19 protein-coding genes are annotated in these 23,646 nt (G+C 73.2%); 9 read left to right on the top strand and 10 right to left on the bottom strand.

What is annotated here, in order from left to right; genetic code table 11:
* Window positions 1–178: 178 nt before the first annotated feature.
* Both ABD823_RS31530 and ABD823_RS31525 read right to left on the bottom strand, forming a co-directional pair.
* A complete protein-coding gene (locus tag ABD823_RS31530; protein WP_344866047.1) occupies window positions 179–1,726 on the bottom strand; it encodes a glycoside hydrolase family 43 protein in 1,548 nt (515 codons plus the stop codon).
* 81 nt (window positions 1,727–1,807) lie between these two features.
* Complete coding sequence (locus ABD823_RS31525) at window positions 1,808–3,184, bottom strand: glycoside hydrolase family 5 protein (RefSeq protein WP_344866045.1); 1,377 nt, start codon at window positions 3,182–3,184, stop codon at window positions 1,808–1,810.
* Between the two features lie 183 nt (window positions 3,185–3,367).
* Between ABD823_RS31525 and ABD823_RS31520 the strand changes: the two genes are divergently transcribed.
* A complete protein-coding gene (locus ABD823_RS31520; protein WP_344866043.1) occupies window positions 3,368–4,378 on the top strand; it encodes a LacI family DNA-binding transcriptional regulator in 1,011 nt (336 codons plus the stop codon).
* A 59-nt stretch (window positions 4,379–4,437) separates the two neighbouring features.
* Here ABD823_RS31520 and ABD823_RS31515 read toward each other — a convergent pair whose 3' ends face one another.
* From ABD823_RS31515 to ABD823_RS31505, 3 genes are all read right to left on the bottom strand, one after another.
* On the bottom strand, window positions 4,438–5,295 hold the full coding sequence (locus ABD823_RS31515) for a carbohydrate ABC transporter permease (RefSeq protein ID WP_344866041.1): 858 nt from the start codon (window positions 5,293–5,295) through the stop codon (window positions 4,438–4,440).
* Window positions 5,292–6,293 carry a carbohydrate ABC transporter permease gene (locus tag ABD823_RS31510; protein WP_344866039.1) on the bottom strand — a complete coding sequence of 334 codons (1,002 nt, stop codon included), beginning with the start codon at window positions 6,291–6,293 and terminating at the stop codon, window positions 5,292–5,294. The genes ABD823_RS31515 and ABD823_RS31510 overlap by 4 nt, the downstream gene beginning before the upstream one ends.
* Window positions 6,294–6,356: 63 nt before the next feature.
* Window positions 6,357–7,628 (bottom strand): extracellular solute-binding protein, encoded by a 1,272-nt coding sequence (locus ABD823_RS31505; RefSeq protein ID WP_344866037.1) that lies wholly within the window; start codon window positions 7,626–7,628, stop codon window positions 6,357–6,359.
* A gap of 476 nt (window positions 7,629–8,104) precedes the next feature.
* Between ABD823_RS31505 and ABD823_RS31500 the strand changes: the two genes are divergently transcribed.
* Together ABD823_RS31500 and ABD823_RS31495 are read left to right on the top strand one after the other, a co-directional pair.
* Window positions 8,105–8,803 (top strand): copper resistance CopC family protein, encoded by a 699-nt coding sequence (locus ABD823_RS31500; RefSeq protein WP_344866035.1) that lies wholly within the window; start codon window positions 8,105–8,107, stop codon window positions 8,801–8,803.
* Window positions 8,800–9,834 (top strand): copper resistance D family protein, encoded by a 1,035-nt coding sequence (locus ABD823_RS31495; RefSeq protein WP_344866033.1) that lies wholly within the window; start codon window positions 8,800–8,802, stop codon window positions 9,832–9,834. The genes ABD823_RS31500 and ABD823_RS31495 overlap by 4 nt, the downstream gene beginning before the upstream one ends.
* Here the strand turns inward: ABD823_RS31495 and ABD823_RS31490 are convergent.
* Entirely contained in the window at window positions 9,792–10,967 is a 1,176-nt protein-coding gene (locus tag ABD823_RS31490; protein WP_344866031.1) for a hypothetical protein, read from the bottom strand. The genes ABD823_RS31495 and ABD823_RS31490 overlap by 43 nt on opposite strands.
* A gap of 76 nt (window positions 10,968–11,043) precedes the next feature.
* Between ABD823_RS31490 and ABD823_RS31485 the strand changes: the two genes are divergently transcribed.
* Window positions 11,044–11,580 (top strand): GNAT family N-acetyltransferase, encoded by a 537-nt coding sequence (locus ABD823_RS31485; protein WP_344866029.1) that lies wholly within the window; start codon window positions 11,044–11,046, stop codon window positions 11,578–11,580.
* A 24-nt stretch (window positions 11,581–11,604) separates the two neighbouring features.
* Here the strand turns inward: ABD823_RS31485 and ABD823_RS31480 are convergent, their stop codons facing one another.
* Entirely contained in the window at window positions 11,605–13,935 is a 2,331-nt protein-coding gene (locus ABD823_RS31480) for a xanthine dehydrogenase family protein molybdopterin-binding subunit (RefSeq protein WP_344866027.1), read from the bottom strand.
* A 155-nt stretch (window positions 13,936–14,090) separates the two neighbouring features.
* Here ABD823_RS31480 and ABD823_RS31475 point away from each other — a divergent pair, with 155 nt between their 5' ends.
* Both ABD823_RS31475 and ABD823_RS31470 read left to right on the top strand, forming a co-directional pair.
* Window positions 14,091–16,805: an alpha/beta fold hydrolase gene (locus ABD823_RS31475; protein ID WP_344866025.1), complete on the top strand. Its 2,715-nt coding sequence runs from the start codon at window positions 14,091–14,093 to the stop codon at window positions 16,803–16,805.
* Window positions 16,802–17,713 carry an ABC transporter permease gene (locus tag ABD823_RS31470; protein WP_344866023.1) on the top strand — a complete coding sequence of 304 codons (912 nt, stop codon included), beginning with the start codon at window positions 16,802–16,804 and terminating at the stop codon, window positions 17,711–17,713. The genes ABD823_RS31475 and ABD823_RS31470 overlap by 4 nt, the downstream gene beginning before the upstream one ends.
* Before the next feature lie 28 nt (window positions 17,714–17,741).
* On the opposite strand, the gene ABD823_RS31465 is transcribed toward ABD823_RS31470, so the two are convergent.
* A complete protein-coding gene (locus tag ABD823_RS31465; RefSeq protein WP_344866021.1) occupies window positions 17,742–17,909 on the bottom strand; it encodes a hypothetical protein in 168 nt (55 codons plus the stop codon).
* A 140-nt stretch (window positions 17,910–18,049) separates the two neighbouring features.
* On the opposite strand from ABD823_RS31465, the gene ABD823_RS31460 reads away from it, so the two are divergent.
* Window positions 18,050–20,188 (top strand): ATP-binding protein, encoded by a 2,139-nt coding sequence (locus ABD823_RS31460; protein WP_344866019.1) that lies wholly within the window; start codon window positions 18,050–18,052, stop codon window positions 20,186–20,188.
* On the opposite strand, the gene ABD823_RS31455 is transcribed toward ABD823_RS31460, so the two are convergent.
* Together ABD823_RS31455 and ABD823_RS31450 are read right to left on the bottom strand one after the other, a co-directional pair.
* Entirely contained in the window at window positions 20,185–21,099 is a 915-nt protein-coding gene (locus tag ABD823_RS31455; protein ID WP_344866017.1) for a 4-epi-cubebol synthase, read from the bottom strand. The genes ABD823_RS31460 and ABD823_RS31455 overlap by 4 nt on opposite strands.
* A 164-nt stretch (window positions 21,100–21,263) precedes the next feature.
* Complete coding sequence (locus ABD823_RS31450; RefSeq protein ID WP_344866015.1) at window positions 21,264–21,656, bottom strand: ankyrin repeat domain-containing protein; 393 nt, start codon at window positions 21,654–21,656, stop codon at window positions 21,264–21,266.
* Between the two features lie 103 nt (window positions 21,657–21,759).
* Between ABD823_RS31450 and ABD823_RS31445 the strand changes: the two genes are divergently transcribed.
* Both ABD823_RS31445 and ABD823_RS31440 read left to right on the top strand, forming a co-directional pair.
* On the top strand, window positions 21,760–22,665 hold the full coding sequence (locus ABD823_RS31445) for a proteasome assembly chaperone family protein (RefSeq protein WP_344866013.1): 906 nt from the start codon (window positions 21,760–21,762) through the stop codon (window positions 22,663–22,665).
* A partial coding sequence (locus ABD823_RS31440; RefSeq protein WP_344866011.1) for a Gfo/Idh/MocA family protein occupies window positions 22,658–23,646 on the top strand: 989 nt, incomplete at its 3' end. The genes ABD823_RS31445 and ABD823_RS31440, both read left to right, overlap by 8 nt.

Below are 23,646 nucleotides of genomic sequence, written 5' to 3'. Positions count from 1 at the left end.
GGCCCGGCCCCGGCCCGGCGGGACCGCGCGGCGGCCCCGCGGGCACCGGGTGCGGCGGCACCGCGGTGGCGCCGCGGTGGGGTGGCGGCGGCACCGCTGCGCCGGATGGCGCTCCGGGGGCGCGGCGCTCCCTGGGCGCCCCCGGAGCACCACGGGCCGCTCCCTGACCGTTGACCCGTCAGGGAGCGAGTCCGAGATACTCGAACCAGTCGAAGTCGGCGGCGTTCCCGCCGTTCCCGCCGTTTCCGCTGCTCCCGCCGTTCTCGGCGGCGGCGTACATGCCGATGTAGGCCCCGGTGAAGCCGCCCGCCACCGTCGAGCTCAGCAGGCGCCCGTCCAGCGGCTCGCCCACCGGCCGCCACTCGCCCGCGGCCGTGGCGTAGCGCAGGCCGTACTCCTGGCCGCGGGCCTCGATCCCGAGGAGGATCCGGCCGCCGGGCACCGGGACGCGGGCCGTCACCGTCTCCTCCCCCGCCCGGCGCACGACCGTCTCCAGGCCCCGCTCGGTGAGCACGTGGCGGATGTGGAAGTCGTCGTTCTGCACCAGCACCAGGCCCGCGCACTCGCCCGGCCCGGGGGTGAAGTCGAGCGCGGCGTGCACGGCGAAGTCCCGGTGCTCCTGGCGGCGCGCCACCAGGCTCGGGTTCCCCCGCTGCGCGAGCGTCTCCGGGCGGACCCGCAGCCGCAGGTGGCCCGGGCGCTCGGTCAGGCTCCAGTACGGCTCGCGCGGCGTGCGCAGGTGGTTCCAGCACGGCGCCAGCCGCGGCGCGTCGAAGTGGTCGCAGGCGGGCTCGGCGGGCCAGCGGTGCTCGGGCAGCGCGGGCGCCCGGCACTCCGGCTCGACCCGGGCGGCCAGCGGCCAGCCGTCCTCCCAGCGGACCGGCGTCAGGAAGGTCTCCCGGCCGAGGTTGTAGTGGTAGCCGCCGTAGGGCCGCATGGCGAGCAGGACCATCCACCACTCCCCGCCGGCCGTGCGGACCAGGTCGCCGTGGCCGGTCCCGGTGATCGGGTGGTCGCGGCCCAGGTCGCGGTGGGTGAGGATCGGGTTGCGCGGGTTGCCGCGGTACGGCCCGGTCACGTGCTCGGCGCGGGCGACCGTCACCGCGTGGTCGAGGTCGGTGCCGCCCTCGGCGATCACGAGGTGGTAGCGGCCGTCCACCTTGTACAGGTGGGAGGCCTCCGGCCAGACCGCGTCGCGCAGCGCGCCGGTCCAGAGCACGTGCTCGGGCCCGGTCAGCGTCATCGAGGCGAGGTCCAGCCGGCGCAGGAAGACCTCGCCCCGGCCGTCGGCGTCGACCGGCCGGTTGGCGGTGACCCACGCGCTCCCGTCGTCGTCGAAGAAGAGCGACGGGTCGTAGGCCCCCGGCAGGTCCAGCGGGTACGGCTCGCTCCACGGCCCCGCCGGGTCGGCGGCGGTGACGACGAAGTTGACGCTCCCGCCGGGCCCGTCGACCAGCGTGGTGATCACGTGGAACAGGCCGCCGTGGTGGCGGATGGTGGGGGCGTAGATCCCGCCGCTCGGCCGGACGCCGTCCAGCGGCAGCTGGGACGGGCGGTCCAGCACGTGCCCGAGCCGCCGCCAGTGCACCAGGTCCCGGCTGTGGAAGAGCGGCACCCCGGGGTACCACTCGAAGCTGGAGGTGACCAGGTAGTAGTCGTCCTCCACCCGGCAGATCGACGGGTCGGGGTGGAACCCCGGGATGACCGGGTTGGCGAACGTCCTCATCCGTGCGCCTCCACGGGCCCGGCCCGGCGGGCGGCGGCCCGCCGGGGGGGTCGGCAGGTGACTCACCTCCGGTGCCCGCCGTCAGCGGGCGAGGTTGTCGGTGAGCAGCTCGATGAGCGGCTCGCGGCGGACGCAGGCCGACAGCGCGAACGAGTCGGCCAGGGCGAGCAGCTCGTCGTCGGACAGGCCCACCAGCAGGGCGGCGTACTCCGGCAGCAGCGCCTGCGCGATCAGGATGTGCCGGATCAGGTCGTCGGTCTGGTAGCGCGCGCCCCACGGGTAGGGGTCCCAGCCGGGGAACTCGGTGGCCATCAGCTCGTGCAGCGGCGCCAGCACGTCGGCCGCCTCCTCCATGGTGGAGCCCCACCGGTCGGCGCCGAGCCGCGTCTTCTTGGCGATGAAGTCCCCGAACCGGCGCATGTACGGCCCGGCCGGGTCGGTGGTCACCAGGCCCTGCAGGCCGACGTCCTTGTAGGTCCACAGCGACCAGCCCGCCCCGTGGGCGTCGAAGATCTCCAGCTGGTCGGCGAGGATCTGGTAGCGCTGCGCGTCGATCGCGGGGTCGCCGGTGTAGACGGGGCCGAACTCGCCGACCCAGATCGGGGTGCCCGTCTCCCGCTGGAAGACGGTGCGCCGCTCGAAGGTGCGCTCCAGCTGCTCCCGGTCGACCCACTCGCCCCGGGTGTAGCCGGGGTACGGCCCGCCGTGCGCGAAGCCGGCCAGGGCGTAGTCGTGGCAGACGAAGACGGTGTTCTCGTAGACCTCGCGGAAGACCGAGAAGTCGGTGGAGTAGGTGTTGCCGTCGAGGAAGAGCACGTGGCCGGGGTCCACCGCGCGCAGCGCCTTGACCAGCCGGTCGTAGAACGGCCCGATCGCCTTGCCCGAGGCGTCGCCGGGCTCGTTGACGGGGTTGTACCCGGCGACGTAGGGCTGGTCGCGGTAGCGGTCGGCGATCACCTCCCACAGGTGCACCACGCGGTCCTGGAAGTGGCGGTGCTGCCAGAACGCGGCGATGTGGGTGGGGTTGTCGGAGTGCCAGTGCTGGTTCTGCGCCCCGGGCACCGCGTGCAGGTCGAGCACGCTGTAGATGCCGCGCTCGGCGAGCAGGGCGACGACGCGGTCGAGGTGCCGGAAGCCGCGCTCGTCGACCTCGAACGGGCGCTCGTCGGACTCCAGGTGGCGGTAGTTGAACGGGATCCGCACGCAGTTGACGCCCATCGAGGCCAGCAGGTCGGCGTCCTCCGCACCGAAGAAGGAGGTCAGCAGCCGGTCGAAGAACAGCTCGGCCTTCTCCTCCCCGATCGCCTGGCGCACCGCCTCCCGCATCCCCGCCTCGTTGGCCGGGTAGCCGGTGATGAAGTTCTCCATGTTGAGCCAGCCCCCGAGGCCGACCCCACGCAGCCTCACCGGAGTGCCAGCCGAGTCGACGAGTTGGGATCCGGAGACACGCAGAGTCATCAAATCTCCCTTGTCACGGAGAAGTAAAGATCTTTTGAAACTTTCAGCCTAATTCCGAATGTTTCACTCTCGGGCGAGGATAGATAATCGCTCATCAGGCGTCAATAGACCGGTGGAAGCGCTCCCAGTGACGGTCGGCACATCGGGGAGAGCATCCGAAAGTTTTCGGGTACACTTCACCCCATGCCAACGAAGAAGCGGGTGACGATCGCCCTGATCGCCGAGGAGGCCGGCGTCTCGGTCCCCACGGTCTCCAAGGTCATCAACGGCCGGCCCGAAGTCGCCCCGGAGACCCGCCAGCGGGTGGAACGCCTGCTGCACCTGCACGGCTACCAGCGCCGTGTCGGCCAGGCAGAGGGCCCGGTGGGCCTCGTCGACCTGGTCTTCTCGGAGATCGAGAGCCCGTGGGCGATGGAGATCGTCCGCGGCGCCGAGACCGCCGCCCGCGAGGCCGGGGCCAGCGTCGTGATCACCGTGCTGCACTCCCACGCCGGTCCCGGCCGCGACTGGCTGGAGCGCATCGCGGCCCGGCGCACCGACGGCGTGGTGATCGTCGCCTCCCGGCTCTCGTCCGGGCTCCAGCGGCAGCTCAGCGCCCGGTCGATGCCGTTCGTGGTCGTCGACCCGGAGGGCGAGCCCCCGGCGGGCATCGCCTCGGTGGGCGCCACCAACTGGAACGGCGGCCTGGCCGCCACCCGGCACCTGCTGGAGCTCGGGCACCGCCGGATCGGGATCATCGGCGGCCCGGCCGACATGCTGTGCAGCCGGGCCAGGATCGACGGCTACCGGGCCGCGCTGGAGACCGCGGGCGTCGCCGTGGCCCCCGAGCTGATCCGCCCCGGGGACTTCCTGGTCGACTCCGGCCGCCTCCAGGGCGAGGAGCTGCTCGCCCTGGACGAGCCGCCCACCGCCGTCTTCGCCGGCAGCGACCTGCAGGCGTTCGGCGTGCTGGAGGCCGCCCGCCGCCGGGGCCTGCGCGTCCCCGAGGACCTCAGCGTGGTCGGCTTCGACGACCTGCCGCTGGCCCGCTCGGCCTGGCCGGCCCTGACCACCGTCCGCCAGCCGCTGCAGGAGATGGCCGCCCTGGCCACCCGGATGGTGCTGGCCTCCGGGGCGGCCGCCCCGGAGGCCAGGCGGGTGGAGCTGGCCACCGAGCTCATCGTCCGCGAGAGCACGGCGCCGCCCCGCTCCTGAGCGGTCGCGCGGCGCCCGCCGCCGGCCGGACGCCCGGCGGCGGGGCCCGCGCCGTCCGCTCATCCCTTCGTCGCCCCCGCCGTGAGGCCGCCGACGAGCTGGCGCTCGGCGACGGCGTAGAACGCCAGCGCCGGGATCATCGCCACGATGACGTAGGCAAGGACCCGGGCGGTGTCGGAGGAGTACTGGCCGCTGAACTGCTGCACCCCCACCGGGATGGTCCACCACCCGGGGTCGTTGAAGACGACCAGCGGCAGGAAGAAGTTGTTCCAGCTGTTCACGATCGCCAGCACCGAGACCGTGGCGATGGCCGGCCGGGCCATCGGCAGCAGGATCCGCCAGAAGAACCCGAACGCCGAGCAGCCGTCGAGCGTGGCGGCCTCCTCGACCTCGCCGGGGATGCTCCGGAAGAAGCCCCGCAGGATGATGATCGTCATCGGCAGGCCGAAGGCCGCCTGGGGCAGGATCACGCCGAGCGGGTTGTCCAGCAGGCCCAGCCCGCGCAGCAGCACGAACAGCGGCAGGATCGCCACCGCGAACGGGAACATCAGCCCCATCGTGAACAGGGTGAACATCATCTCCCTGCCCCGGAAGGCGAACCGGGCGAAGACGAACCCCGCCATGGCCGAGGCGCCCACCACGAGGACGGCCGTCGCCACCGCGATGAACGTGCTGTTGCCGACCTGGCGCCAGAAGTCCGGCGAGAGCAGCACGTCGGTGTAGTTCGACGCCACCCAGGGCGACGGCAGCCCGAACGGGTTGCTCGACAGCTGCTGGTTGCTCTTGAACCCGCTCAGCACGCCGTACAGGATCGGCACGACGATGAACGAGCCGGCCGCGATGACGATCACGTGCAGGCCCAGGTGCCGGAGCCTGCGCTCTGTTCTCACCCGCTCCCGGGTGCTGACGCGGCTCATCGCAGGTCTCGCATTCCGGTGATCGCCCCTTCGGTGTCGCGGCGCATGACGAACCTCTGGTAGCCCAGCGCGAAGACGAGGCTGATGAGGAACATCACGACGCTGATGGCGCTGGCGTAGCCGACCTGGTAGCGCCGGAAGCCGTAGTCGAACATCGTGACCGCCATCGTCTCCGACGAGTGGATGGGCCCGCCCTCGGTGAGCACCCAGACCAGGTCGAACAGCTGGATGGCGCCGATGACGGACAGGAAGACGCTGATGCGGATCGTCGGGCCCAGCAGCGGCAGGGTCACGTGGCGGAAGACCTTCCAGCCGCTCGCCCCGTCCAGCTGGGCGGCCTCGATCAGCTCCTTGGGGATGCCCTGCCGCCCGGCCAGGTACAGGATCATGTGCAGGCCGAAGTACTTCCACGTCATGACGAGGAACAGCGAGTACATGACCGTCGAGGGGTCCGACAGCCAGGTCGAGGCCAGGCTCTCCAGCCCGACCAGGCCCAGCAGGTGGTTGGCCATGCCCCTCTCGGGCGAGAGGAACATCGAGAACAGCACGCCGGTGATGACCTCGGACAGCACGTACGGCGCGAAGAACAGCAGCCGGTAGAAGGCCCGGCCGCGCAGCGGCTGGTTGAGCAGCAGCGCCAGGCCCAGGGCGAGCGGCAGCTGGACCACCAGCGACAGCACGATCAGCAGCAGCCCGCGCTGGAGGTCCCCGAGGAAGATGGGGTCGGCGAACATCCGGGTGAAGTTGTCCAGCCCGATGAAGTTCGTCGGCAGGAAGCCGAACCCGTTCCACTTGAAGAAGCTGGAGTAGCCGGCGAGCATGATCGGCGCCAGCACCAGCAGCACGAACAGCACCAGCGCGGGGAGCAGGAACAGCCCGACCGTGATCAGGCCGCGGAGCCGGCCGCCGCGCCGGGTCGCCTCGCGTTCCGGCGCGGTCCGCGCCCTGCGCGGTCCCGGGCGCGCCGGTCGCTTGTCCGCCAGGGTCTGGGGTCTCATCGCCTCTCCCCGATCGGGGGCCGGGCGCGCGGCCCGGCCCCTTCCGTCGTCTTCACTCGGTCGTCACTCCGACTGCGCCGCCGCCGTGATGTCGGCGACGACCTGCTCGGGCGTCTTCGACCCGGCGATGAGCTCGGCCACGCTGTCGTTGACCTGCTGGCCGACGGACGGCGGATAGGCCTGGTCGAGGTAGAGCTGGAAGCCGGTCGACTTGCCGAGGACCTCGGTCACCAGCTTGGCGTGCTTGTCCTTGACCGCGTCCTCGGTGCCCTTGACCGCCGGGAAGATCGCGCCCGTCTCGACGCCCTTGCGGTGGTTCTCCGGCTGGGAGATGAACTTCAGGAAGTCGACGGCCTCCGGGGGCGCGTCCGCGGCGACGGCGTTGCCGCCACCGCCGCCGAAGGAGTCGGTGGCCGCGCCCTTGCCGCCCTCGACCGCCGGGAACGGGAAGAAGCCGAGGTCGTCGCCGAGGTCCTTGGCGGTGTCGCGCTGCACGCTGGGCGCCCACTGGCCCATCAGTTCCATCGCGGCCTTGCCGTTGCCCATCGTGGCCGCCTGGCCGTCGGGCTTGTCGTAGTCGGCGCCGAGGAAGCCCTCCTGGAACGGCTTGAGGTCGACCAGCTCCTTGAGCTTCTGCCCCGCGGTCACGAAGTCGGGGTTGTCGAACGACTTGGTCTCGGCCGCCTTCTTCAGCGCGTCCAGGCCCGCCACCCGCATGGCCAGGTAGGCCCAGTAGTAGTGGCCGGGCCACTTGGCCTTGCCGGCCAGCGCGATCGGGGTGATCCCGGCCGCCTTGAGCTTCTTGACGTCCTCCAGGAACTCGCTCCAGGTGGTCGGCGGCGCGTCGATGCCCGCCTGGGCGAAGAGCTTCTTGTTGTACCAGAAGCCCACCATGCCGATGTCGTGCGGCACGCCGTACGTCTTGCCGTCGACCTGGTAGGACTGCAGGGCCACCGGGGAGAGGGTGTCGGACCAGGAGGAGATGTCAGCGGTGAGGTCCTTGACCAGGCTCGCCTCGACCTGCTGGGCCAGCACGCCGCCGCCCCAGGTGTGGAAGATGTCCGGGGCGTCGCCCGACTGGGTGACGGTCGTGAGCTTGGACTTGAAGTTCTCGACCTGCAGCGGGGTCACCTTGATGGTGACGTTCGGGTGCTGCGCCTGGTACTCCTTGACCAGGGAGTCCCACACGGGCAGCATCGGTTCGATGTTGTGGATGTGCCACCACTCGATGGTGACCTTGCCGTTGGCTGAGGCGTTCCCGTCCGCCTGCCCGCCGTCGCCCTCCTGGCCTCCGCCACACCCCGCGAGGAGTAGCGCGGCCGTCGCAATCGTCACCACACTTCGCCGACTGAAGGACCTCACAGTGGCCTTCCTTCCTCTGCCGTCGCTACCGCAGATGTGATCCGCTGAGGCGGATGTGATCTCTGAAAGTTTCATCGGGTTACCGATAGTTTCTGGAGATGGCGCCGAGGTTACATGGGCTTTTCCTCCGTATCAACGGCCGTCTTCACACCGTTATCAAGCGAGTGGAGATCGACCCTCTGCGGAGATGTCGGCGCAGGAAACGCGGCATCCCGGAGCCGGAAAGAGATAAGACGATCTTTAGAAAGTTTCGGAAACCGGGCGGCACCCGCGATGACCTCCTCCGCGGCGCGGGAGAGCCCGCCCGGGGACGCCCCTCCCGGACCCGCCCGCGCCCCCTCGGCGACCGGCCGGGAGGGCGGGTCCGGGCGCTCGGCCGATTCCCCCGGCGAGCGTCCCGAGTGCGAATATGTTCGGGTTATGAGACACCCGATGGAAGGTCATGATCTGTGAGGCGGTTACTCACGGTCCTGCTGCTCGCCTGCGCCGCGCTGCTCGGTGCGGTCGCCCCGGCCCAGGCCCACAACGTGCTGATCGGCAGCGATCCGAAGGACGGCGCCGAGCTCGCCACCGGGCCGGAGGAGATCACGCTCACCTTCGACCAGCCGGCCCGGCAGGGCTTCGCGCAGATCAGCCTGACCGGTCCGGACGGCGCCCGCTGGGAGGACGGCAAGACCTCCGTCGACGGCGCGGAGGTCAGCGTCCGGGTGCGGCCCCTCGGCCCGGCCGGGAAGTACGTGGTGGGCTACCGCATCCTCTCCTCCGACGGCCACCCCGTCTCCGGCAAGGTGACCTTCACCCTGACCGCTCCGGGACCGGGCGCGGCCGCGCCCTCCCCGTCGGCGTCCTCCGCCGGGGACGCCGGTGCGGGCCCCGGTGCGGACGCCGGCGCCGACTCCACCGGAGCCTCCGCTGCGGCCTCCCCCGGGCAGTCCGCCCCCGCCGCCCCGCCGGGCGCCGCCGCGCCCGCGCCCTCCGGCCCCGCCGGCCGGGAGCAGGCCCCCGGCCTGAGCGCCCAGGCGGCCGAGGCCGCGCAGAACGGCGGCGCCGGGATGGCCGTCGTCTGGATCGCCGCGGCCCTGGTCCTGCTGGGCGGTGCCACCGTGGTGGCGATGCGCCGCACCCGCGGGCAGGCGGACGCGTCATGACCGCGATCGCACAGCGCCGTGCCGCCGAGTCGGACACGGTGCGCAGGCTGCTCGCCGGCGGGCTCGTCTCCGGCGCGCTGGTCGCCGTCCTCGTCGCGACGGCGCTCGGCGCGGAGGAGGCGGTGCCCGGCATCGCGCTCCCCGGCCCGGTGGTGGTCTACGGGCTCCCGGTGCTGCGGGTGCTGCTGGACCTGGCCGCGGTCGCGGTGGTCGGGCTGAGCGTGCTGCCGAAGCTGCTCGGCTTCGACGACCCCGAGCGCACCGAGCCGGTGATGCGCCGCGCCCGGCCGATGGCCGTCTCGTTCGCCTGGGCCTGGGCGCTGCTGGCACTGGTCGTCATCGTCTTCCAGACCGCCGAGCTGAACCCGGGGGCGGTCCCCACCCCCGGCATGATCGCCGAGTACGTCGACAACGTCGGCGCGGGCCAGGGCATGCTGTTCAGCGCCGCCTGCGCGCTCGCCTGCGCCGCGATCGGGCTGCTGGCCGTGCGGTTCGGCGAGAAGGTCCCGGCGGAGCTGCGGATCGTGGTCGCCTTCTTCGGCCTGCTGCCGATCCCGGTCACCGGCCACGCGGTGGACTCGGTCTGGCACGACCCGATCATGATCTCGATGGAGCTGCACGTGATGGGCTCGGCCGCGTGGACCGGCGGGCTGCTCATGGTGATGCTGCACCTCGCCCGGGACCGGGGGCTGCTGGCGCGGGTGCTGCCGAAGTTCTCGAAGCTGGCGACCATCGCCCTGATCCTGGTCAACCTCTCCGGTGTGATCACCGGTCTGTCCACGATCGCCCTCACCCCCGGCACCGAGCTGCCCGCCTCGCTGGTGACCAGCGAGTACGGCCTGCTCCTTGTGGCCAAGGCGGCGATCGTGGCGCTGCTGATCCCGATCGCCGCCCACATCCGCTTCCGCCTCCTGCCGCGCATCGAGCGGCAGGAGGCGACGGCGGTGGCCGCGTGGGCGGCGGCCGAGCTGACCGTGCTGGGGCTGACCTACGGCGTCGCGGTGGCCCTGACCACGGCGACCATCGCCTGAGGCTCCCCCTCCTCGATCGCGCGGAGCCGGAACCGGCCGAGGAACCACTCGCCGCCCAGCCACAGGGCGGCGAGCGCGGTCCCGCCGATCGCCATGGTCACCGGCGAGACCACCGGCGGGGACTCCAGCCAGATGTTCTGCGAGCGCAGCGCCAGGTCGACCGCGAGGGTCGCGACGAGCGAGCCGGCCAGCGCCCGCAGCACCGGGATCCGGACCAGGAACGCCAGGTCGATCGCGAGCGCCCCGGCGATCAGGAAGAACGGCACCGCCGAGCGCGGGAAGTCCGCGACCGCCAGCAGCGGCCAGATCAGCGAGCGGTAGACGACGTACGTGGCGGCCACGGCGGTGGCGGCGAAGGCGCGGCCGATCATCGCCCGGGCGAAGACGAGCACGATCATCGCGGCGACCACGCCGTACAGGGGATAGACCTCGTCGGGCACCGGGAGCGAGAAGTCGACCACCATCCCGCGGTCCACCGGGCGGCCCATCTGGTCGGCGGCGAACTGCAGCAGGATCGGCTCGGCCTCCGGCTTGCCGGCGTCCCACGCCTTGATGCCGAAGACGCCGTACTCCTGGTGCTGCGCGGGGAACCAGACGTTCTCGAACATGAACACGAACAGCCCGCCGAGGACGAGCGTGCGCATCCGCCCGGGGGGCGCGCCGAGGAACCAGCCCCGGATCACCCCGCAGATCATGAAGAACGTGCCGATGTACAGCAGCATGTGCGAGGGGCTCCACGAGGTGATGTCGAGCCCGTTGACGCGGTGGTTGATCAGGTCCAGCGGCACGGCGACCAGGAAGGTGCCGGTGCCCCACTGGATGAGGCGCTGCGCGGTGCGGTCCACGCCGTAACCGGTGTAGACGTGGACGATGGTCAGGGCGACGACGACGACCGTGCCGACGCTGTTGAGCAGGTGCGGCGGGGCCAGGTCGTCGCGGAGCCACTTGAAGTGCCACGAGACGTCCCAGGACGCCCCCAGCACCTTGAGGACGAAGGCCGCCAGCCACCCGAGGTAGAGGACGCGGAACAGGTCCGCGGGGGTCTCCCGGCCGGCCTCCCCCCGCGTCCAGTACGGCAGAGCCCACCCGGCGACCGCCGCGGCTCTTCTTCTCAAGGATGCTGCAGGTTTCACGCATCGAAATGATGCCCGCCGTTTATGAAGACCGCAATCGGGCAGAAGCCGGGGTTCTCCCGGATAATCACCAAGCATGAGCGTTCTCGTGCGGGCCGGTGGGCCCGATGACGTCGAATCCGTGCTGCACGTCAAGAACACCTCCTGGCGCTCGGCCTACCGGGGGCTGCTCCCCCAGGACTTCCTGGACGGCCTGGCCGTCACCTCCCGGGCGGTGGAGGCCTGGCGGGAGCTGATCGGCTCGGGCGAGCGGCACCTGGTGGTGGGCGAGGCCGGCGGCCGGATCGTCGGCTTCAGCGTGTACGGCCCGGCGGAGGACGCCGCGATCGGCGGCGGGGAGGTCTACGCGATCTACCTGCTCGCCGAGCACTGGTCCACCGGGCTGGGCCGGGCGCTGCTGACGCGCTCGGTCGACCATCTGCGGGAGCTGGGGTTCGACAGGGCCGGCCTGTGGGTGCTGGAGGGCAACACGCGGGCCCGCCGGTTCTACGAGCGCTTCGGCTTCGCCCCCACCGGCCGGGTCGAGAACGTGGCCGGCCTGCCGGTCGAGGTCCCCGAGCTGCACTACGGAATGGTGCTCGCGCCGGACCCCGGCCGGCCCGGCACGGCGTAGCGCTCCCGCCGCCCCGGCCGCCCGTCACGCCCCCCGGCCGGTCGCGGAACCCCCGCCCCCGCCGGTCAGGGCCTCCCAGACCGCGGCGGGGGTCAGGGGGGTCGCGGTGATCCGGCCCGCGGCCTCCGGCAGGGCCGCGGCGACCGCGTTGCCGACCGCCGCGGGCGGCCCGATGATCCCGGCCTCCCCGGCGCCCTTCATGCCGCCGGGCGTCACCGGGGACGGCGTCTGCACCAGCCTCACCTCGATGGCGGGCAGGTCCGGCGCGCCCGGCGGGAAGTAGTCGGCGACCGGCTGCCCGGCGGGGGTGTGGACCGCCTCCTCGCTCAGCGCCATCCCGATGCCCTGCGCGATGCCGCCGCGCAGCTGCCCCTCGACGATCGCCGGGTTCACCACGACGCCGCAGTCGTTGACCGCCCAGTAGCCCTCGACCTCGACCGCGCCCGTCTCCGGGTCGACGGCGACCGCCGCCGCGTGGGCGCCGAAGGCGAAGGTGTAGGCCGCCGGGTCGTAGGTCACCCGCTCCTCCAGGCCGGGCGCGACCCCCTCGGGCAGGTCCCAGCCCCGCCAGGCGGCCAGCGCGACCTCCGCCAGCGTGCGGCGGGCCGCCGGGTCGCCCTTGACCCGCACGGCCCCGTCGGCGATCTCCAGGTCGCCCGGGGCGGCCTCCAGCTGGTGGGCGGCGATCAGCCTGATCTTCTCGCGGAGCCGTACCGCCGCCTGGACGATCGCCGCGCCGCCCAGCGCGAGGGAGCGGCTGGCGATGGCGCCCACCGGCGAGTACGGCGTGGCCGCGGTGTCGCCGAGCAGCACCCGGACCCGCTCCAGCGGCACCCCCGTGTGGTCGGCGGCCAGCTGCGCCAGCGCCGTCTCGATGCCCTGGCCGACGGCCGCCACCCCGGAGGCGACCACCACCGAGGCGTCCTGCTCCATGCGGAGCACCGCCGTCTCGTACCCGCCGGACTGGACGCCCGCCTGCCGCATCGCCTCCGACGGGCCCATGCCGGTGGTCTCGACGTGGCAGGAGAAGCCGACGCCGCGCCGCCGCCCGTCGGCCGGGCGCGCCGGCGGCCGGACCATCTCCCGCAGCGCCCGCAGCGCGGCGGGGTAGTCCCCGGAGTCGTACGGCTGCCCGGTCCGGGTGGTGTACGGCAGCTCGCCCGGGCCCGGCAGGTTGCGCAGCCGCAGCTCGACCGGGTCCGCCCCGAGCAGGCGCGCGGCCTCGTCCACCAGCCGCTCCCGGGTCCAGGCCGCCTCGGGCTGGCCGAAGCCCCGGTAGGAGCCGGTGGGCGTGGTCGTCGTCACCGCCGCGCGCACCCGCGCGCCCGCCCGGTCGAAGCGGTACGGCCCGGGCAGCATCACCGCCGTCAGCGCGATCGGCGAGATGCCCACGTTGGACGGGTGCGCGCCGAGGTCGCCGAGGACGTCGCAGTGCAGCGCGCGGAACCGGCCGTCGCCGTCGAAGGCGAGCCGGGCGCGGTGCACGGCGTCGCGGGCGGGCAGGGTGGCCGACAGGTGCTCGGTGCGCGACTCGGCCCACCGCACCGGCCGGCCCAGCCGCATCGCGGCCAGGCAGACCAGCGTCTCGTCCGGGTAGACGTGCTCCTTGCCGCCGAATCCGCCGCCGGTGTCGCAGGCCAGCACCCGCACCCGCTCGCAGCCGAGCCCGAGCGCGGCGGCGAGGTGGTCGCGGACGTGGTGCGGGGCCTGCGTGGAGGCCCACACGGTCAGCTCGCCGTCGGCGAAGGAGGCCGCGATCCCGCGCGGCTCCATCGGGTACGGCGCGACCCTGCCCAGCCGGGTCGTCAGCTCGACCACGTGCCCGGCCGCGGCGATGGCCGCCTCGCACTCCTCGGCCGGGTCCCCCACCGCGAAGTCCGTGACCAGGTTGGTCCCCCACTCCGGGTGGAGCAGCGGCGCCCCGTCCTCCAGGGCGCGCTCCGCGCCGACCACCGGCGGCAGCTCCTCGACGTCCAGGTCGACCAGCTCGGCCGCGTCCAGGGCGGCCTCCTCGGTCCGCGCGACCACCAGGGCGACGGGCTGCCCGGCGTAGCGGACCGTCTCCTCCAGCACGGGGTAGTCCGAGGCCCGCTGGCCGGGCGCGAGCGCGACGCACGGCAGCCGCACCCCGGCGGCGTCCGCGGGCGTCAGCACGTCGAGCACGCCGTCGGCGGCCAGTGCGGCCTTGGCGTCGCAGCGGACCAGCCTGCCGTGCGCGACCGGGCTGCGCACCACGACCGCGTGGGCCATGCCCGGCAGGCGGACGTCCCGGACGAAGCGTGCCCGGCCGGTGAGCAGCCGGGCGTCCTCCCGGCGCGGCACCCGCGCCCCCACGTAACGACGGTCATCGCTCATCATCCGATGATGAACGGTGCGGCGGCCGAGGTCGACAGGCGCAAGCGCATCCGGGAATACGGACCTTCTGCGCACCCGCGACGTTCTGTCCGATATGCCGGGTGCCTGAGACTCCTCTCAGGAAGCACCGGGTTTCGGACAGTAGGCTCCACCGCATGAGGTTCAGGGGAAGGGCGGCCGCCTGGGTCGCGGCGGCCGTCGTGCTCGTGCTCGGCGCCGTGACCTGGCTGGTGTGGCCGTCCGAGTCGCGGGTCCGGGTGCTGGAGCAGGCGATCACGGTGGTCGACGGGCCCGCCGACGACCAGCGGGTGACGCTCGACACGAGCTTCTTCCCGCCCGCGGACGGCGGGAGGGCTCCCGCGGTGCTGCTCGCGCACGGTTTCGGCGGCAGCAAGCAGAGCGTGCGGGACGCCGCCGAACGGCTGGCCCGGGAGGGCTACGCCGTGCTGACCTGGTCGGCGCGGGGGTTCGGCCGCTCGACCGGGCAGATCGCGCTCAACTCCCCCGACTACGAGGTCAAGGACGTCCGGCAGCTGGTGGACTGGCTGGCCGGGCGGCCGGAGGTCCTGCTGGACGGGAGCGGCGACCCGCGCGTGGGCATCGCGGGCGGCTCGTACGGCGGCGCCGTCGCGCTGATGACCGCCGCCCACGACGACCGGATCGACGCGATCGTCCCCCAGATCACCTGGTACGACCTGGCCGACGCGCTCTTCCCCGACGCCGGCGGCAAGGGCCCCGGCAACGGCGTGTTCAAGCGGATGTGGGCCGGGCTGTTCTTCAGCCGGGGCGGCGCCCCGGCGGCCGGGGGCGGGATCGCCTCGCTGACCGGCGCCGTGCCCGGCGCCGTGCCGACCGGCGCCGGGGACGGCGCCGGGAGCACGCCGGGCGGGGCCGGCGGGAGCACCGCCCCGGGCCGGACGCCGACGGCCGAGGAGGTCCGGTGCGGCCGGTTCCTCCCCGAGATCTGCGACATGTACCAGGAGGTCGCCGAGACCGGCCGGGCGACCCCGGAGGCGGTGGAGACCCTGCGCAGGTCCAGCCCCGTCTCGGTGCAGGGCAGGATCCGGATCCCGACCCTGCTGATCCAGGGGCGGCGCGACTCCCTCTTCCCGCTGGAGCACGCGGACGCCAACGCGCGGGCCATCGCCGCCACCGGCGCCCCGGTCGGCGTCGCCTGGTTCGACGGCGGCCACGACGGCGGCGACGGCGAGGTCGACCGGCTCCACGAGCAGACGCTCGCCTGGTTCGACCACTACCTGAAGGGCGCGGGCGGCGCCGGTCGGCCGGCCGAGGTCGCGGCGTTCACCGTCACCCGGGACGGCGGGCGCGACCCGGGCACCCGCCGCCAGGTCCAGCTGCACGCCACCGCCGACGCCTACCCCGGCCTGTCCGGCAGCTCGCGGACCGCCGTCGCCCTGGAGGGCGCCGAGCAGCCCGTGGCCGGCCCGCCCGGCGGTTCGCCCGCCTCGATCTCGTCCCTGCCCGGCTTCGGCGCCCTGGCCGGCCAGGGCGGCCTGAGCCTCTCGGTGGACATGGCGGGGCAGAGCGCGAGCTTCGAGTCCGCGCCGCTGGCCGCCCCGCTCCAGGTGACCGGGAGCTCCACGGTCAGGGTCAGGGTCCGGGTCCTGTCCGGCGGGTCCGCGGGGTCCGGCGGAGCGGACGGCCCCCGAGACGCCGGGGAGGGCTCCGGGGACTCCCGCGGGAGCGGGGGCGCGCGGGACGTGACCCTGTTCGCCAAGCTGTACGACACCGCGGAGGGCACCGCGGCGCCGATCCTGCCCGAGGGACTCGTCGCCCCGGTCCGGCTCACCGTCCCCGAGGGCGCCGAGGCGGCCGAGGCCGTGGTCCGCCTGCCCGCGATCGACCACCGCTTCGAGGCCGGGCACCGGCTCCGCGTCACCTTCACCACGACCGACCTGGCCTACGACAGCCCGGACGCCCCGGCGGTCTACGCCGTCTCCCTGGCCTCCCCCGAGCTGACCGCGCCCGTGCACGCCGCGCTGCGCACCCCGGCCACCGGCCCGGCCTGGTGGACCTGGGCCCTGCCGCTGGCCGCCGTGGTCGCCGCCGCGGCGCTGGTCCTCGCCGGGCGGCGGCGCCCCGCCGACGAGCACGTCCCGGAGCTCGACGCGGTGCCGCTGCGGATCGAGGGCCTGACCAAGGCCTACCGCAACGGCGAGCGGGCGGTGGACGACCTGTCCTTCACCGTCGAGCGGGGCCAGGTGCTCGGCTTGCTCGGGCCCAACGGCGCGGGCAAGACCACCACGATGCGCATGATGATGGGCCTGATCCGCCCCGACGCGGGCCAGATCAGGATCTTCGGCCACCGGGTCGTGCCCGGCGCGCCGGTCCTGTCGCGGCTGGGCTCGTTCGTCGAGGGCGCCGGCTTCCTGCCGCACCTGTCGGGCCGCGCCAACCTCGAGCTCTACTGGAAGGCGACCGGCCGGCCCGCCGCTGACGCCCACCTGGAGGAGGCGCTGGAGATCGCCGGGCTCGGCGGCGCCCTGGAGCGGGCCGTGCGCACCTACTCGCAGGGCATGCGCCAGCGCCTGGCCATCGCGCAGGCCATGCTCGGCCTGCCCGACCTGCTCGTCCTCGACGAGCCGACCAACGGCCTGGACCCGCCCCAGATCCGCGAGATGCGCGAGGTCCTGATCCGCTACGCGGCGCGGGGCCGTACGGTCATCGTCTCCAGCCACCTGCTCGCCGAGGTCGAGCAGACGTGCAGCCACGTGGTGGTCATGCACCGCGGCCGGCTCGTCACGGCCGGCCCGGTGAGCGAGCTGCTGAGCGGCGACCGCGTGCGCTCCGGCGGGACCGGCGCGCGCCTGGAGGACGTGTTCCTGGACCTGATCGGGGAGAAGGCATGAGTGACACGGTCACCGGCGCGGCGCGCACCGCGCCGCAGGCGGGCGGGCGGGGCGTGAACCCCGACGGCTCGGCGCCCGGGTACGCGCCGGGGCGCACGCTGCCGCTGCGGGTGGAGTTCGTCCGCCAGCTGCGGCGGCGCCGGACCGCGGTGCTGTTCGGGCTGCTGCTGGCGCTGCCCTGGATCCTGGTCGTCGCCTTCGAGATCGGGGTGCGGACCGGCAGGCCCGGCGGCTCGCTGCGCATCTCGGACCTGGCGACCGAGGGCGGCCTGAACTTCGCGGCGTTCTCGCTCTCGGTCTCGGCGAACTTCCTGCTGGCGGTGGCGGTGGCGGTGTTCTGCGGCGACACGGTGGCCAGCGAGGCCGGCTGGTCCTCGCTGCGCTACCTGCTGGCCGCCCCGATCCCCCGCGACCGGCTGCTCCGCCAGAAGCTCGTCGTCGCGCTGGGCTACTCGACGGCGGCGGTGGTCTGCCTGCCGGTGATGGCGCTGCTCGCCGGGACGCTGGCCTTCGGCTGGAACGACGTGCGGGTGCCCGGCACCGGCGAGGTGATCCCCGCGCTGGACGTGCTGCCGCGCTTCGCGGTCGTGGTGGGCTACGTGCTGGTCAGCCAGCTCGTGGTGGCGGCGCTGGCCTTCCTGCTCTCGGTGGGCACCGACTCGCCGCTCGGCGCGGTCGGCGGCGCGGTGGGGCTGGTGATCGTGAGCACGATCCTGCAGGCGGTGGACGCGCTCGGCTCGCTGCGGGAGTTCCTCCCGACGTTCTGGAACACGGCCTGGCTGGACGCCCTGGCGTCGGAGCCGGACTTCAGCGGGATGATCAAGGGGGTGGCCGTCGCGGTGACCTACTCGGTCCTCCTGATCGCCTTCGCGTTCCGCCGGTTCCGACGCCGGGACGTCGTCGCGTGACCTTCCGGGCGACTCCGGGCGGGAGTCCCTACCAGTGGGGCGGGCGCTCCTCCAGCAGGCGTTCGTCGTTTCCGCCGGAGTCCCTCCACTCGCCCCATCCGAGGTCGGTGTCGTCGGAGGTCTGGTCGGGCAGGATCGCCGGGCCGTCCTCCGAGAAGTCGACCGGGCGCAGATCGTCTGGATGATGCTCTGTCACACGCCCATGCTAGCCAGCGCGCCGGGCGGTCGATCTCCCCGCCGGTAAAGCCCCTCGCCGCGATCTCCGCGTAAAGGACAGCCGACCACCCAGGCGGTACGATGCCAGGGCAGGTGTCAGCTACCCCCCGTGAGGCGGCCATGGCAACGCCATCAGGATGGCGGCGAGACGGCAATCTCCCCAACGAGCTCACCAACTTCATCGGGCGCACCCGGTTGCTGGCAGGCCTCAAGCAGCGGCTCCAGGAGCCGGAGACGCGGCTGGTCACCCTGACCGGCATCGGCGGGGTCGGCAAGTCCCGCACGGCGCTGCGCGTCGCCCACCTGGTGCGCGGCCAGTTCGCCGACGGCGTGTGGTTCGCCGACCTGGCCAGGCTCCAGGACGCGGGGATGGTCCGGCACACGATCACCTCGGCGCTGGGCATCGCCGACCAGTCGGCGCGCTCGGCCGACGAGACGCTCTCGGAGTGGGTGGGCGACCGCGAGATCCTGCTGATCATCGACACCTGCGAGCACCTCGTCGACGCCTGCGCCCGCCTCTTCGAGGACCTGCTGAGGACCTCGCCGCGGCTGCGCATCCTGGCCACCAGCCGCCAGTCGCTGAACGCGCAGGGCGAGCACACCGTCGCGGTCCCGCCGCTGAGCGTCCCCGGCGACGTGCCGGGCGAGAACCCGTTCACCAACGAGTCCGTCCAGCTCTTCGCCGCGCGGGCGGGCGCGGTCGTGCCCTCCTTCCAGCTGGACGAGCGCAACATCGAGCCGGTCTCCGAGCTCTGCCGCCGCCTGGACGGCATCCCCCTGGCGATCGAGCTGGCCGCGGTCCGGCTGCGGGCCCTGTCGGTGGAGCAGATCCTCGCGCTGCTGACCGACCGGTTCAGCCTGCTGGCGGGCGCCAGCCGTACGGCGCTGCCCCGGCACCAGACGCTGCGCGCCGCGATCGGGTGGAGCCACGAGCTGTGCGAGCCCGCCGAGCGGCTGCTCTGGGCGCGCCTGTCGGTCTTCGCCGGCGACTTCGAGCTGGAGGCCGCCCGCTACGTCTGCGCCGGCGACAGCCTGCCCGGCGAGGACGTCACCGATCTGATCTCCAGCCTGGTGGAGAAGTCCATCCTGCTGAGCGTCGCCACCCCCTCCGGGCACCGCTACCGGCTGATCGACACCCTGCGCGACTACGGCGAGGAGTGGCTGGACAAGCTCGGCGAGACCGAGGCGGTGCGCAGGCGGCACCGCGACTACTACCTGCAGCTGGCCCGGCGGGGCGAGGAGGCGTGGTCCGGTCCCCGCCAGGTCTACTGGTACGTCCGGATGCGCCACGAGCACGACAACATCCGGGTGGCGCTGGACTACTGCCTGACCCGGCCTGAGGAGATGCGGCTGGGGCTGCAGCTGCTGTCGTCGCTGTGGTTCATGTGGGTGGCCTGCGGCCTGGCCCGCGAGGGCAGGCTCTACCTGGAGAAGGCCCTGGAGCTGGTGTCGCAGCCGAGCCCCGAGCGGTGCAAGGCCCTGTGGGTGCTCTCCTACGTGCTCAGCAGCCAGGGGAACATCTCGGGCGCGATGGAGGCCGCCGAGCGGTGCAGCTCGGACGCGGTCCGGGTGGGCGACTCGGGCGCGGTCATCCTGGCCACCAAGATGCTGGGCACCGCGGCGTTCCTCCAGGGCGACCTGCAGAAGGCCAGCGCGCTGCTCGGCGTCGCGATCGAGTTCCACCGCAGCGGCCGGGAGCTCAACCCCGGACTGCTCCCCTCGATCGTGGAGCTGTCGATGGTGCTGCTCATGCAGAACGAGCCGGCCGAGGCGGAGGTGCTGCTGCGCGACTGCATCACCGTGTGCACCCAGCGGGGGGGAGCTGTGGCTGCGCTCCTACGCCATCTACGCGCTGGCCAGCGTCTTCCAGGCGATGGGCAGGACCGCCGAGGCGCTCGCCCACGCCCGCGAGTCGCTGCAGCTCAAACGGCACTTCCACGACGTGCTCGGGATCGGCCTGAACGTGGAGCTGATCGCGCGGCTCTCCCTGGAGGCGGGGCGGCCCCTGCTCGCCTCGCGGCTGATGGGCGGGGGCCAGCAGAACTGGCGGGTCTTCGGCATGCCGCGGCTGAACTCGCCGTTCTTCAACGCCGACCACGACCAGTGCGTCAAGGAGTGCGAACGCCTCCTCGGCAAGCAGGCCCACGAGGAGGCGTTCAACCGCGGCAGGCGGCTCAACCTGGAGGAGCTGATCGAGCTCGCCCTCTGCGACGAGGAGCTGGACGGGCCGTTCGCGGCGTCCTGACCTCCGCGGGCTAGCCGGCGATCCCGGCCCGCTCCTGCCAGGCGACGGTGTAGCGGGAGCTGGTCAGCGAGTAGTCGACGCTCCCGCTGATCCAGCGCTCCAGGCCGCGCACGTAGGCGTCCACCGCCGCCGAGCCGAGCGTCGCGAGGGCGCGGCCGAGCTCGGCCATCCGGGCCACGGCCCGGTCCCGCATCCCGCCGATCTCGTCCATGGCCTGCTGGTGGGAGCAGCCCCGGTGCCGGGCCAGCACGTTCACCAGGTTGTTGACGGAGTTGCCCGCGCCGCTCTCCTTGGCGTAGGAGATGAGGTCGTTGTCCCAGACGACGACGTCGTTGGCGCTGGCAGTGATCGCCCGCACGTCCGGGTGGCGCCATTCGCGGGGGGTCAGCGGCAGTCCGCTGGCCACGTCGATGAGCGCGAAGACGGTGAGCATGGCGCCGGTGCGCCGCCGCATGAGGAGATAGTCGCCCAGGGGCGGCACCAGGCCGTCCTGCCGGTTGGCCGCCTCCCACACCTGGGCGGACAGGTAGTCCTTGGTGGCGCCGCACCAGCGCTCCAGCTGGTCGGGGCCGCCGTGGGCGATGACGCGGCCCTTGACGTCCAGCAGGGCGCGGGCGAAGGGGTCGCGCACCCGCTCCGCGCCGTCCGTGCCGGGCTCGATGTCGTCGAGGACGGCGATGAAGCGCGGCAGCGCCCGGGCGATCTCCGGGGCCTGCCGGTCGGTCTCGCAGAAGACGTCGTCGAAGGCGAACAGCCACACGCACCAGTCGGTCACCAGCCGGAGCGTGTGGTAGTCGGCGTAGGGGTAGGTGCGCGCCCCCAGCCAGCCGTACCGCGCCTTCCGGTAGCGCTCCGCCATCTCGGGCCCGTCCAGCAGACCCGAGGCGGAGGCCCAGTCGACGGTCTCCCGGTCGACGCGTTCCACGTGGGGGTTCACTTCACTGGGGAAAGGACACGACAGCGGGGGGATTCGGAGGGGTCGGCCCGGGGCCTGTATGTCGCTGATTGCCACGCCGTCCAGAATGGTCGAACAGCGCGGAATTTCCTAGACACACCCTGTAACAACATTTTCTGTACTCATGTGTCCCATTAATGCCCAAACCATTCTAGATATTCGCTCTGTCCGAACATCCGCGCCGTGTCGGCGGCCGACGGCGTGCCGGCGTGCGGGTCCGCTCCCGCCTCCAGCAGGGCCCTGACCACCTCGGACTCCTGTTTGAAGACCGCGCCGGCCAGGGGCGTCTGCCCGCGGTCGTTGGCCCGCCCGGGGTCGGCGCCCAGGGAGGCCAGCATCCGGACCGTCCCGGCATGGCCGTGGTAGGCCGCGAGCATCAGCAGGGTGTCGCCGCTGCCGTTGGTCAGGTCGGCCGGGACCCCGGCCTCGACGTAGGCGCGCAGGCGCTCGGTCTCGCCCTTCCTCGCCATGTCGAACAGGCGGGTCGCGAGCTCCTCGACCTGCGGATCGGACTCCATGGGATCCATTGTCCCCCGATAAGGTGCCAGGGATCGCCCCCGGGGCGGTGGAATGCACCGGATACCCCGCGGGTTCTCCTACAAGAGACGATCGACGAAAGGCTGGAACACGGTGTTCGACCCGACGGATCTCTACCGGCTCAGCGAAGACGTTCCTGAGCTGACCGATCCGGTGCTCCTCTACCACTTCGACGGGTTCGTGGACGCGGGCGGGGCCGGTCGGCTCGCCCTGGGTCACCTGCTGGCCGAGCTGGAGCACCGGGTCGTCGCGACCTTCGACGTGGACCGCCTGCTCGACTACCGGTCCCGGCGCCCGATCATGACGTTCGACACCGACCGGTGGACGGCCGTCGACTCCCCCGAGATCACCCTGCGCCTCGCCCACGACACGACGGGCACGCCGTTCCTGCTGCTGACCGGTCCCGAGCCGGACCGCGAGTGGGAGCTGTTCACCGCGGCCGTCGGCACGCTCGTCACCCGGCTGGGCGTCGGCTCCCTGGTGACCGCGCACGGCATCCCGATGGCCGTGCCGCACACCCGCCCGCTGGGCGTCACCGCGCACGCCGCCCGCCCCGAGTCGGTCACCGGCCGCACCAGCGTCTTCGGCAAGGTCCAGGTCCCCGGCAGCGTCGCGGCCCTGATCGAGTTCCGCCTCGGCGAGCAGGGCCACGACGCCTTCGGCTACGCCGTCCACGTCCCGCACTACCTCGCCCAGGCCGAGTACCCCACGGCCGCGGTGACCGCGCTGGAGGAGATCACCAAGGGCACCGGCCTGGTCTTCCCGCTGGAGGGGCTGCGCGCCGCCGCCGAGCGGACCACCGCCGAGATCGCCGCGCAGATCGAGGCCTCGGAGGAGCTGTCCACCGCGATCACCGGCCTGGAGCAGCAGTACGACGCGTTCGCCGCCGGCGCCGAGCGGAGCCTGATGGCCGAACCGGCCGAGATGCCCACCGGCGAGGAGCTCGCCGCCCAGTTCGAGGCCTTCCTCGCCGAGCGCGACGAGCGCCGCAATGACTGACCTGCGCGTCGGCCTCGTCGGATACGGCGTGGCGGGGGCGTTCTTCCACGCCCCGCTGATCGCCGCCACACCCGGCCTGCGGCTGTCCGCCGTGGTCACCCGCGACCCCGGGCGCGCCGCCGAGGCCTCCGCCCGGTACGGCGCGCGGATCGCCGCCGGCGCGGAGGAGCTGTGGGACTCGGTCGACCTGGTCGTGATCGCCTCCCCCAACCGCACGCACGTCCCGCTGGCCGCCGCGGCCCTTTCCGCGGGGCTGCCGGTGGTGGTGGACAAGCCGCTGGCGGCGACCGCGGCCGAGGCGCGGAGCCTGATCGACCTGGCCCGCGGGCGCGGCCTGATGCTGACCGTCTTCCAGAACCGGCGCTGGGACGGCGACTTCCGCACGATCGAGCGGCTGGTCGCCGCCGGCGAGCTCGGCACCGTGCACCGGCTGGAGTCCCGCTTCGAGCGGTGGCGGCCCGTCCCCAAGGGCGGCTGGCGCGAGGTCGGCGGCGCCGAGGAGGTCGGCGGGCTCCTGTACGACCTGGGCAGCCACCTGGTCGACCAGGCCCTGCGCCTGCTCGGCCCGGTCACGTCCGTCTACGCCGAGTCCGACGTGCGCCGCGCCGGGGTCGTCTGCGACGACGACACCTTCATCGCCCTCACCCACGCCGGCGGGGCCCGCTCCCACCTGTGGGTCAGCGCCATGGCCCCGCTGCTCGGCCCCCGCTTCCGGGTCCTGGGCTCGCGGGCCGGCTACGTCAAGCACGGCCTCGACGTCCAGGAGGACCGGCTCCGCGCGGGCCTGGCCCCCGACGCCCCCGGCTTCGGCGACGACCCCGACGAGCGCTGGGGCGTGCTGGGCACCGAGGAGTCGGGCCGCCGGGTCCGCACCGAGCCGGGCGCCTACCTCGACTTCTACGCCGGCGTGGTGGCCGCGCTGCGCGAGGGCTCCCCGCCGCCGGTCGACCCGCAGGAGGTCGCCTACGCGCTGACCGTCCT

This window comes from Planomonospora alba, assembly GCF_039534085.1.
Taxonomy (GTDB): Bacteria; Actinomycetota; Actinomycetes; order Streptosporangiales; family Streptosporangiaceae; genus Planomonospora_B; species Planomonospora_B alba.
This window is presented reverse-complemented; position numbering and strand designations above follow the sequence as displayed.

What these genes read in the sequence shown, in the direction of transcription:
- ABD823_RS31530 (WP_344866047.1), bottom strand. Translation starts at nt 1,726, where the DNA reads ATGAGGACGTTCGCCAACCCGGTCATCCCGGGGTTCCACCCCGACCCG.
- ABD823_RS31525 (WP_344866045.1), bottom strand. Translation starts at nt 3,184, where the DNA reads ATGACTCTGCGTGTCTCCGGATCCCAACTCGTCGACTCGGCTGGCACT.
- ABD823_RS31520 (WP_344866043.1), top strand. Translation starts at nt 3,368, where the DNA reads ATGCCAACGAAGAAGCGGGTGACGATCGCCCTGATCGCCGAGGAGGCC.
- ABD823_RS31515 (WP_344866041.1), bottom strand. Translation starts at nt 5,295, where the DNA reads ATGAGCCGCGTCAGCACCCGGGAGCGGGTGAGAACAGAGCGCAGGCTC.
- ABD823_RS31510 (WP_344866039.1), bottom strand. Translation starts at nt 6,293, where the DNA reads ATGAGACCCCAGACCCTGGCGGACAAGCGACCGGCGCGCCCGGGACCG.
- ABD823_RS31495 (WP_344866033.1), top strand. Translation starts at nt 8,800, where the DNA reads ATGACCGCGATCGCACAGCGCCGTGCCGCCGAGTCGGACACGGTGCGC.
- ABD823_RS31485 (WP_344866029.1), top strand. Translation starts at nt 11,044, where the DNA reads ATGAGCGTTCTCGTGCGGGCCGGTGGGCCCGATGACGTCGAATCCGTG.
- ABD823_RS31480 (WP_344866027.1), bottom strand. Translation starts at nt 13,935, where the DNA reads ATGAGCGATGACCGTCGTTACGTGGGGGCGCGGGTGCCGCGCCGGGAG.
- ABD823_RS31475 (WP_344866025.1), top strand. Translation starts at nt 14,091, where the DNA reads ATGAGGTTCAGGGGAAGGGCGGCCGCCTGGGTCGCGGCGGCCGTCGTG.
- ABD823_RS31470 (WP_344866023.1), top strand. Translation starts at nt 16,802, where the DNA reads ATGAGTGACACGGTCACCGGCGCGGCGCGCACCGCGCCGCAGGCGGGC.
- ABD823_RS31460 (WP_344866019.1), top strand. Translation starts at nt 18,050, where the DNA reads ATGGCAACGCCATCAGGATGGCGGCGAGACGGCAATCTCCCCAACGAG.
- ABD823_RS31450 (WP_344866015.1), bottom strand. Translation starts at nt 21,656, where the DNA reads ATGGATCCCATGGAGTCCGATCCGCAGGTCGAGGAGCTCGCGACCCGC.